Genomic DNA, 382 nt, shown 5'->3' with positions numbered 1-382 from the left:
CTCCTGCGCGACATCGACGGCCCGGCGGGCGGCCTCCCGGGAGCGCAGGCTGCGCCAGGCGACCCAGGTGAGCGACAGCGCGAGCAGGACCATGGTCGCCTCCACCGCCAGGAATGGGTAGTAGCCCGCGAACCAGCGCGCGAAGGCGGCGCTCTTCGGCTCTTCCACGATCACCACCAGCGGACGGCTGCGGGAGGCGCGGTAGGCGACGATGCGGTCGGGGCCGAGCACGCCCGGGCCGGTGTAGCTGCCGCGCTCGTGGTGGGGCAGCAGGCTGTTGAACACCGGCAGCGACGACACGTCGTGCAGCGGCAGGTCGCGCACGAAGATCGAGGACGCCAGCACCTGGCCGTCGTCCGACGCGATCACGGCGTCGTAGGAG

Annotated in this window: 1 protein-coding gene; it reads right to left on the bottom strand. The window is 72.5% G+C overall.

Annotated elements, in window-relative coordinates:
• Positions 1-382, bottom strand: a 382-nt coding sequence (locus EPK82_RS24875; RefSeq protein WP_208651195.1) for a PDC sensor domain-containing protein, incomplete at both ends; no start/stop codon positions are given.

This window comes from Ectopseudomonas khazarica, assembly GCF_004521985.1.
Lineage (GTDB): Bacteria > Pseudomonadota > Gammaproteobacteria > Pseudomonadales > Pseudomonadaceae > Aquipseudomonas > Aquipseudomonas khazarica.
The sequence above is the reverse complement of the archived record's forward strand: the minus strand, read 5'-3'. Positions and strand labels throughout refer to the sequence as shown.